Genomic DNA, 9,071 nt, shown 5'->3' with positions numbered 1-9,071 from the left:
ATGGCAAGGTAGGTGCGGGGATCGTAGGCCTTCTTGTCCCCCATCTCGCCGTCCACCCGCAGCACCCCGTCGTAGTGGGTGAACATGTGACCGGCGATGGGGCGGGTGAAGGCGTACTGGGTGTCGGTGTCGATGTTCATCTTCACCACGCCGTAATCCAGGGCCTCGTGGATGTCGCTTAGCCCTGAACCGGAGCCGCCGTGGAAGACCAGGTGGAAGCGGGCCGCAGCGCCGTAGCGCTTCACCACCGCATCCTGGCACTCCTTGAGGATCGACGGCTTGAGCTTGACCGCGCCGGGCTTGTAGACCCCGTGGACATTGCCGAAGGTGGCCGCGAGGAGGTAGTGGCCGCCGATTTCGTTGAGCCGCCGGGCCACCTCCAGCGTGTCTTCCGGGGTGGTGTAGAGCTTGGCGCTGGCCTCGGCCTTGACGCCGTCCTCCTCCCCGCCGACCACCCCCGCCTCGATCTCCAGGATCAGCTCGCTTTTCTTGAAACGCTCCAGAAGCCTGGCGGCGGTTTCCAGGTTGTCCTTGAGGGGGAGGGCGCTGCCGTCGAACATGTGGCTGTTGAAGAGGTTGGTCTGGCCCGCGGCACGCCTGCGTTCGGTCTCCGCCACCAGCGGCAGCACGAAGGAGTCGAGCTTGTCGGCCTGGCAGTGGTCCGTGTGCAGTGCCACGTAGATCGGATAGCGGGCAGCCACCCGGTGCACGTGCTCGGCAATGGAAATGGCACCGAGGGGCATATCCTTTACCGCCGTTCCCGAAGCGAAGGCGGCGCCCCCGGTCGAGACCTGGATGATGCCGTCGCTCCTGCTCTCGGCGAGCCCCCTCAACACGGCATTGGCCGTGGTCAGGGAGGTGACGTTGATGGCCGGGTAGGCGAAACGGTCGGCCGCCGCCCGGTCGAGCATCTCGCAATAGGTCTTGAAATCGGCAACCGGCATGGCTCCTCCTGTCGATGGGGTTTCGTATGATCTTTGATGGTTTCGCCAATTCTCCTGCAGGGTCCTCTCCTCTCACCCCAACCAGGCATTCGCCTCATTGAGTCGATCAAAGTACTTCACCTGGCTGCGCCTGAATCCTGCTCCGGTGAACATCAGCATCCTGCTTTCCCATTTGCGATCGCCCACGATGGCGATTCTCGAGATGCTGTTGCCGTACTTCACCAAGAAGGTCATGTCGTTCCACTCTTCACTCCCCACCCAGCCGCTGAAGTCCGGCTCGACCATAACCAGCACCCTGGCCTGCTCATGGGGGTCCATTCCCTTGACCCCGCCGGCCTGGATGGCGTCCATCTCCTCCTTGCGGAGCGCGCCGCTGATGCGGACCACCCAGATACCTGTCTTGTCCTGCGCTATGCTTGCGCCCATAAAAAGCTCCTTTCTAAAACATCCCCCTCTCTCCTGCAGCTTCACCCACCCCCCAACCCCCTCCCGTCAAGGGAGGGGGAGGTTAGTTAGAGGCACCCGCGAAGAGCACCGCCAGCGAACGCGGCGGCAGGCCATAGCTTCCGTCTGCGACCGGCGGCGCCTCACCGAGCGGCACAATGTCGGCAGGGGAGGCGAGTGAGGTGTCGACCCAGCGGCGCCACCCCTCTCCCTGTAGCTGCAGCGGCGGAAGCTCGAACACCAGGGGAGTCCACCAGGCATTCACCATGATGTGGAAGACAACCCTTCCCGACAGGTTCCAGGCGGTAAGTGCCAGGCCGTGCGAGTCCTTTCCCCAATCCGGCTGTCCCAGCCTCGTCCCATGCCACTCCAGCCTTGACCTCGCGAGGAGCTTGTTGAGGGTCAGCTCCGGGTTCACCACCGCCAGCTCCCGGTTGAGCCGTCCCTCGATCAGCAGGCGCACGAAACGGTGGATCTCTGCGTGCCGCTCGAGCAGAGTCCAGTCGAACCAGCTGATCTCGTTGTCCTGGCAGTAGGCGTTGTTGTTTCCCCCCTGGCTCCGCCTCGCCTCGTCCCCCATGAGCAGCATGGGCGCGCCGAAGGCGATGAGGTTCACCGCCAGGAAGTTCTTTACCTGACGGTTCCTGAGCGCTTCCACCTCGGGGTCATCGGTCGGGCCCTCGACTCCGCAGTTCCAGCTCAGGTTGTCGTTGCCGCCGTCCCGGTTTTCCTCGCCGTTGGCCTCGTTGTGCTTTGTGTTATAGGAAACGAGATCGTTGAGGGTGAAGCCGTCGTGGCAGGTGACGAAGTTGACGCTCTGTTCAGGCTCGCGCTCATCTCCCCCGTAAATGTCGGGACTGGCCAAAAGCCGGGAGGCGAACCGGGATATGGTGCCCGCGTCACCCTTCAGGAAGCTCCGCACGTCATCGCGGAATTTTCCGTTCCACTCCTGCCAGCTGTCGCCGATGAAGCTCCCCACCTGGTAAAGCCCCGCGGCGTCCCAGGCTTCCGCGATCAGCTTGATCCCTGCCAGGGCCGGGTCGGTCTCGATGTCCCACAAAAGCGGCGGGTCCTTCAGGGGGCATCCCTGCGCGTCCCGGGCCAGGATCGACGCCAGGTCGAAACGGAAGCCGTCCACGTGCATTTCGTTGACCCAGTGGTGCAGGCTGTCTATGACGAGCCGACGCACGATGGGGTTGTTGGCGTTGAAGGTGTTTCCGCAGCCGGAGTAGTCGGCGTAGCCGGCCCCGTCGGGGGTCAGCATATAGTAGAAATTATTGGCCAGTCCCCGGTAGCAGAGGGTGGGGCCTCGCTGGTCCCCCTCCGCGGTATGGTTGAAGACCACGTCCAGGATAACCTCCAGGCCGGCACGGTGCAGAGCCTTCACCATGTCGCGGAACTCGTCGAGGGGGCCCAGGGGATCGGTTCGTGAACTGTAACCCGCATGGGGAGCGAAGAAGGAGAGGGGGCTGTACCCCCAGTAGTTGGTAAAACCCTCGGGGGCGTCGAAGGGATCGAACTGGAAGACCGGCAGGAGCTCGATGGCCGTGACCCCCAGCTGCCGCAGGTAGGGGATCTTTTCCACCAGTCCCGCGTAGGTGCCGCGCTTGTCGCGGGGGACCCCTGAAGAGGGGTGGCGGGTGAATCCTCCCACGTGCAGCTCATAGATTACCGTCCGCGAGAAGGGGCGCTTCAAGGGGGTATCCCCCTCCCAGTCGTACTGGCGGGGGTCTGCCACCACGCTCTTCATGGCCAGGGCCGTGTTGTCGCCAGGCCGGGCTGCGGCCGCCCGGCTGTAACCCGCAGGGACCGCCAGCGCGCGGCCGTAGGGATCGAAGAGGAGCTTCTCCGGGTCGAACCGGTAACACTGATTCGCCCCGTCAGGCCCCGCGGCGCGGTAGCCGTACAACTGGCCCGGGCCGACACCCGGGACGAAAACGTGCCAGTAATGGTAGCTGCGGTTGAGCCTCGGATCCAGCGTTACGGTCCGGGAGGGCCTGGAGTCGTCGACACGGTCGAAAAGGAGGAGCTCGAGGGAGGTGCAGTCCCGCGAGAAGATGCTGAAATTCACCCCGTCGGGGAATATGGTGGCGCCCAGTGGCGAGCTTCGTCCCGACGCGCTCCCCGGCGCATCCTCCCTGCTGGCTATCTTCCCGCCGGTCATGGTACCCCCTCCCTATTTCCCGCTCCCGCCAGCCAATCTGCCGACCGCAGATATCCAGGGGTAGCCATCCGAGATTCATGCCAATGGCAAGTCGTGCTCTGATATCGATAAGCATCTGAAAGATAGGAGGTTTGTTGGGTCCAAATGGAAGCTGTGACGGGGAGAGAAAAACAAAAGGGCGGGATTTCGTCTTTAAGGCGATATGTCGTCTCGACAGCGCCAACGTCCGGCCCGCGGGAGGGCCGGGGATCTATTCCAGGAACCGTACCCTGCCGGTCTTGATTTCACAGACCGCCCCCACGAGTTTGTAGATCCCTTCGGCAAAGCGGGCACGCCCTTCGGGCGACTCGGCTATCTGCCGCATCGTCCAGCGAACGTTGGCTTCGACGGCGAGTCTTGACTGGAGCGCCGGCTCGGCATTTTCATCGATCAGTTCCAGGCACGGCAGGATATGTTGCAGGAGGAGCTGAATCCGCGCCGGTTCTTGGGCGTGGTGAAATTTCACATCGAGCGCCGCCTGGACTGCACCGCACTTTTCATGGCCCAGCACCACGAACAACGGCGTCTGCAGATGCAGGCGGGCATACTGCATGGATCCTGCGATTTCGGGCGACAAGACGTTGCCGGCGACCCGGATCACGAACAACTCCCCGAAATCGGCGTCGAAAATGAGTTCCGGCGGCACCCGGGAGTCGCTGCAGCCGATGATGGTGGCGTAGGGGTGTTGACCCTTGGCAAGGGCCTCCAGGACGTCCTTGTGGAAGGTGGGGAAGCGGGGCGTCCCCTTCAGGAACCGCTCATTCCCCTCGACCAGGCGCTTCAAGCCTTGCTCCGCGCTGACAGGAAGCGGAGTATTGTTACGATTCATGGTTTTCCCCCTGAACGGCAGTGCCCGAGGCTGCCCGGGCGGGATCAGCCTGCAGGCGGACGGCTAGTCACCCCGGCCGGTCGGCGCCTCTGCGGGCGGCTTGGCAGGCGGCTCGTACCACTGGCTCTTCGGCACCACCGCCGCCGACTTCGGGTCGAACATGTAGTGGGGCGACATGATCTGCACCCCGAACTCGTTGAAGGCGTCCTGGATGTTCATGTGCAGGTCGGAGTAGATAACCGGCATTTGTTGGGGTGCCCCGGTGTAGGCGTTCAGTTCGTAGCGAACGTAAAAATCGTCGAGGGCGGTCTGCAGGACAAAAGGCGAAGGATCGCGCAGCAGTCCGGGGGTCCGCTCTGCGGCCTGCAGCAACAAGGCGTGGACCTGGCGCCACGGCGTGCTGTAGCCGATGGTCACCGCGGTATGGATGATGAGAGCGCTCTCCCTGGCCGAGACACTGTAGTTGGTCACATGACTGTTGAGGATGACCGCGTTGGGAACCACCACTTCTTCGTTCTTGAAAGTCCGCAGGTGGGTGACAAGAAGCCTCATCTTGGTCACTTCGCCGACGAAATCCCCGATTTTTATCCAGTCTCCCTTCAGGAAGGCCCGCCGGTAGGTCAGGTCCAGGCCGGCAATGATGTTGGAAACCGTCGATGATGAACCGAGCGAGATGAGTACCCCCAGGAAAATAGAGATCCCTTTGAAGGCGGGCGAGTCTGAGCCGGGGAGATACGGGAAGGCCACCACTGCAACGAAGGCGATCACCATGAAGCGTGCGATCTTTAAGGTAGGCTTGGCCCATTCGGGATAGAACCCGGAGAAGGTGATGTTTCCCTTTTCCACCTCTTGCGCGAAAAGGCGCATGAACTTGAGGAGGTAGGTGGTAACAGCGACAAGGACGACGAGAAAGATCAGGTTCGGAATGTAATGGACCAGACCCTTCTCCATTGTTCCCAGGGGAACCATCAGGTAGTGCAAAAGTTCACCGCTGAGGGGACGGGTCCAGGGAAAGGAACTGAGGGTAAAGTGGACGTAGACGTAGAGAAGGACCAGCATGACCAGGATCCGTGCAGACCGCATCGCTCCGAGAATAAGCGCTTTGACCTGTTCGGAACGGAGAACCTCGAATTTCTGAAACCTGACGGAGAGTTCTCTCCGTCCTTCGACCGCTCCCCGCACCCTCCGGTGCACTGTCCGGATCAGCAGCCATGCGCAAAGGATCACCACGGTGGCGACAATGCTCCTTACAACACCGTGCAGGATGTTTGTCGGAGTGCGGGCCTGTCGATACTCTTCCACGGCAGCGCGGGCTTTCCCGGCGTACTCCTTGGCCATTTCCTGCCGGGTCACCCCTGCCGGCCGGGCGTCGGAGTCATAAATCAACATAATGATCCGGTCACCCGCCATAATGTCGGTCGAAACGTCGGAATCGAAGCTTGTGATGGAGTCGGTGCGGATGGTGGGGTCTTCGGCTATCTTCGTTAGCCGCTCGCCGATGCCTCTTGCACGTTGGTCCGCGGTCAGGGCATGGTATGTCGGGACGGAAAAGACAGCCGTTCCGCCCAGCATGACCGGCGCACTCTGGACCGGGCTCGGTTTGACCGTGGCGGACTGCGCCGGCTTTGGCTGGGCTTCTCCCGACAGCGCTGGGGGATGAATGAAAAGGGCTGTCAGGACGGCCAGAAGATACGCTCCCCACTTCATGCGGGCTCCAAGAAAAACCTTGCCATATTTCCAGCCAACGGTATCGTCACCCCTCCCCCTGAGGGTGCCAGGGGGGGGGAGTTGCCAACGAAGTCGTTAATGGCGCCTTTCCCCCCACCCTAACCCTCCCCCTCAAGGGGGGAGGGGACTTCTTTCTTTGCGAGGGTGCACGAACGGCCCTTCCACTTCAAGGGTAGGAGACAGGCTTTTCGTGCCGAAGGGCGCTTCAGCCCGCAGGCACTGTGGGGACGGGGTGGATCCGGAAGAGATCATGGCCACGGCTAACTTTTAAGGAAAGGCTGGGGTCCCCGGGTGGCCTGTCCGACCTCCTCTCGCATTGGCCCGCGGGGCTGGGTCTTCCAGATGTTTGCGCAGTAGTCGCGGATCGAGCGGTCCGATGAGAATTTTCCCATTCGGGCCACGTTCAGTATAGACATCTCGGTCCATTTCTTCTTGTCCCGGAAGACCGCGTCGACCCTGTCCTGGCAGTCGATGTAGGCCTGGTAATCGGCTAGCAGCAGGTAGTCGTCCCGGCAGAGAAGCTGGTCAACCAGCGGCTGGAAGAGGCCAGCCTCGCCGGGGGAGAACCTCCCGGCCGCGATCTGGTCGATCGCCTCCTTGAGCTGCGCATTCCCCTGGTACCAGCTCCGCGGGTCGTACCCCCGCGACCTCAGTTCCTCGACCCCGGCGACGTCGAGGCCGAAGAGGAAGAAGTTTCCATCCCCCACCTCCTGGCGGATCTCCACGTTCGCGCCGTCCAGGGTGCCGACGGTGAGGGCGCCGTTCAGTGAGAATTTCATGTTGCCGGTCCCGGAGGCCTCTTTGCCGGCGGTCGAGATCTGCTCGGAGAGGTCGGCTGCCGGGTAGACCTTCTGGCCGTTGGTCACGTTGAAGTCGGGAAAGAAGACCACCTTTAGCCGCCCGGCCACGTCGGGGTCGTTGTTGACCACCTCGCCCACCGAGTTGATCAGCTTGATGATCAGCTTGGCCATGTGATAACCGGGAGCCGCCTTGCCGCCGAAGATGAAGGTCCGCGGCGTCACCAGCCCCTTCGGGTCCCGCTTGATCCTGTTGTAGAGGGTGATGATGTGGAGCACCTTGAGGTGTTGCCGCTTGTACTCGTGGAGGCGTTTCACCAGGACGTCGAACATGCTGGTGGGGTCTACCTCGATGCCTGTCCGCTCCCTGATCAGTGCCGCCAGCACGCGCTTGTTTTCTTCCTTTACCTCCTGCCAGCGCTGCTGGAAGGATGCGTCCGCCGCGAAATCCTGCAGCCGCCGAAGCTGGTCCGATTGAGTCACCCATCCCTCGCCGATCCTCTCCGTGATGAGCCCGGTGAGACCGGGATTGCTGAGGACCACCCAGCGGCGGGGGGTCACGCCGTTGGTCACGTTGCAGAAAAGTTCCGGGTGGATCTCGTAGAAATCCCGCAGCACCGTCTGTTTCAGGAGTTCGGTATGAAGGGCGGCCACTCCGTTGACGGCGTGACTGCCGACTGTGGCCAGGTTGGCCATGCGCACGTAGCGGGTGCCGCTTTCGTCGATGATCGACAGGCGCGCGAGCCGCTGGTCGTCTCCTGCGTGGAGCTGGCGCACCTCGTCGAGGAAGCGCCGGTTGATCTCGTAGATGATCTCGAGGTGGCGGGGGAGGGTGGCTGCGAAGAGGGGGAGCGGCCATTTCTCCAGGGCCTCGGGGAGGAGGGTGTGGTTGGTGTAGGCAAGGGTGGAGCGGGTTATGCCCCAGGCTTTATCCCAGTCAAGCTGGTATTCATCCACCAGCAGCCGCATCAGTTCCGCCACCGCGATCGAGGGGTGGGTATCGTTGAGCTGGACCGCAAATCTCTCGGGGAAGGTCTCCAGGCTCCTGCCGGAGAGGAGGTGGATGCGGATCATGTCCTGCAGCGAGCAGGAGACGAAGAAGTACTGTTGCGCCAGGCGGAGCGTCTTGCCGATCTGCGGCTCGTCGTTGGGGTAGAGCACCTTGGAGATGGTCTCGGAGATCACCTTCTTGTCCACGGCGCGGTAGTAATCCCCCACGTTGAAGGCCTCGAAATCGAACGACTCCACCGCTTCCGAACTCCAGAGCCGCAGCATGTCTGTCATCCCCGACCGGTAGCCGGCCACGGGGGTGTCATAGGCGATCCCCTTGACCACCCTGCCGGGCACCCACCGCACCCGCAGCCGACCGTCTTCGGCGGTGAACGATTCCGTGCGCCCGCCGAAATTGACGTTATAGGTGATCTCCGCACGGCGGATCTCCCAGGGGTTCCCCATCCGCAGCCACTTGTCGGTCTTCTCCACCTGCCATCCGTTGCGGATCTCCTGGTCGAAGATCCCGAATTCGTAGCGGATGCCGTAGCCGATGGCGGGGACCCGCAGGGTGGCAAGGGAGTCGAGGTAGCAGGCGGCGAGCCTCCCCAGACCGCCGTTGCCAAGCCCCGGCTCCTCCTCCTGGCGAAGGAGGTCGTCCAGCTCCTGGCCAAGCTCGGTCGCCGCCTGCCGGACCGCTTCCATGATCCCGAGGTTCACCAGGTTGTTCCCCAGGTGGGGACCCATCAGGAATTCTGCCGACAGGTAGCTGACGATCTTGACGTCCTTGTCATTGAGGTGACTCAGGCTCTGGAGCCAGTCTTCCAGCATCCGGTCCCGCACGGCATGGGCAACGGCCATGTACCAGTCGTTTCTGGTCGCGAGGGCGGGAGGACGCGCCTGGGTGAAGTGGAGGTGGTCGAGGATCGCCTCTTTGATCTCCCCGGTACTCATGCCCCGTCGGGCGTTTTTCTCCGCGGATTCGGTGCCCTCCCTGGTCGTGCTCTTCTCTGCCATGGTGTCACCTCTCGTATTTTTTGAAGACCATGTCGGCGATGGTCCCGGCGATCAGCTCCTTCCTCAGCTTGCTGTTATTGAAGATCGCATGGTAGTAGCGAGGCTCGTGTTCGTCCGCG

The 9,071-nt window shown here is 62.4% G+C and carries 6 protein-coding genes; all 6 read right to left on the bottom strand.

Features of this window, described 5'->3' with window-relative positions:
* Nucleotides 1–944, bottom strand: a 944-nt coding sequence (gene fbaA, locus AC11W3_RS21030; RefSeq protein ID WP_484093720.1) for a class II fructose-bisphosphate aldolase, incomplete at its 3' end; no start/stop codon positions are given.
* Nucleotides 945–1,016: 72 nt separating this feature from the next.
* The gene (locus AC11W3_RS21025) at nucleotides 1,017–1,370 is read right to left on the bottom strand and encodes a SpoIIAA family protein (protein ID WP_484088919.1); all 354 of its coding nucleotides are present in this window, start codon (nucleotides 1,368–1,370) and stop codon (nucleotides 1,017–1,019) included.
* 82 nt (nucleotides 1,371–1,452) lie between these two features.
* A complete protein-coding gene (gene glgX, locus AC11W3_RS21020; RefSeq protein WP_484093719.1) occupies nucleotides 1,453–3,552 on the bottom strand; it encodes a glycogen debranching protein GlgX in 2,100 nt (699 codons plus the stop codon).
* A gap of 250 nt (nucleotides 3,553–3,802) precedes the next feature.
* A complete protein-coding gene (locus AC11W3_RS21015; protein WP_484093718.1) occupies nucleotides 3,803–4,420 on the bottom strand; it encodes a carbonic anhydrase in 618 nt (205 codons plus the stop codon).
* Nucleotides 4,421–4,483: 63 nt separating this feature from the next.
* Nucleotides 4,484–6,127, bottom strand: coding sequence for a mechanosensitive ion channel family protein (locus AC11W3_RS21010; RefSeq protein ID WP_484093717.1), 1,644 nt, complete (start codon nucleotides 6,125–6,127; stop codon nucleotides 4,484–4,486).
* 281 nt (nucleotides 6,128–6,408) lie between these two features.
* Entirely contained in the window at nucleotides 6,409–8,952 is a 2,544-nt protein-coding gene (locus AC11W3_RS21005; protein WP_484093716.1) for a glycogen/starch/alpha-glucan phosphorylase, read from the bottom strand.
* Nucleotides 8,953–9,071: the final 119 nt, after the last annotated feature.

The sequence above is a fragment of the Geomonas sp. genome (assembly GCF_056994735.1).
The sequence above is the reverse complement of the archived record's forward strand: the minus strand, read 5'-3'. Positions and strand labels throughout refer to the sequence as shown.

Bases quoted from the DNA above. Each gene is read 5' to 3' on its own strand.
- AC11W3_RS21025 (WP_484088919.1), bottom strand. From the start codon at position 1,370: ATGGGCGCAAGCATAGCGCAGGACAAGACAGGTATCTGGGTGGTCCGC.
- glgX (WP_484093719.1), bottom strand. From the start codon at position 3,552: ATGACCGGCGGGAAGATAGCCAGCAGGGAGGATGCGCCGGGGAGCGCG.
- AC11W3_RS21015 (WP_484093718.1), bottom strand. From the start codon at position 4,420: ATGAATCGTAACAATACTCCGCTTCCTGTCAGCGCGGAGCAAGGCTTG.
- AC11W3_RS21010 (WP_484093717.1), bottom strand. From the start codon at position 6,127: ATGAAGTGGGGAGCGTATCTTCTGGCCGTCCTGACAGCCCTTTTCATT.
- AC11W3_RS21005 (WP_484093716.1), bottom strand. From the start codon at position 8,952: ATGGCAGAGAAGAGCACGACCAGGGAGGGCACCGAATCCGCGGAGAAA.